1 protein-coding gene is annotated in these 358 nt (G+C 54.7%); it reads right to left on the reverse strand.

Going from position 1 to position 358, the window contains the following annotated elements; translation table 11 throughout:
- Window positions 1-28: 28 nt before the first annotated feature.
- On the reverse strand, window positions 29-358 hold a 330-nt coding region (locus MWU62_RS18860; RefSeq protein ID WP_247116268.1), incomplete at its 5' end, for a transposase.

Genomic DNA, 358 nt, shown 5'->3' on the forward strand with positions numbered 1-358 from the left:
CAGCTCACGAAACGGAAAAAATCGTACGCTAAGACCTCTGCAGTGTTCGTAACGATCGGTACTTTCCTTGTTCGACCTGTTTGTCCTGCTGCCAGATATAGTCGCCGGTCAGGTTGATGTGCTCCCAGCCCAAGGGAGAAAGATGCCGCAGAAGCGTCTCGTCGATATCCCGGCCGTCTTCGCGCAGTGCTTGAACCGCCCGCTCCATATAAACCGTATTCCAAAGGATAATAGCGCTGACGACGAGATTGAGTCCGCTTGCACGGTAGCGTTGATTCTCGTAACTGCGATCGCGGAGTTCACCGAGCCGGTTCAGGAAGACGGCACGAGCCAGCGCGTTCTTAGCCTCGCCCTTATT

The sequence above is a fragment of the Marinobacter sp. S6332 genome (assembly GCF_023016045.1).
Classification (GTDB): domain Bacteria; phylum Pseudomonadota; class Gammaproteobacteria; order Pseudomonadales; family Oleiphilaceae; genus Marinobacter.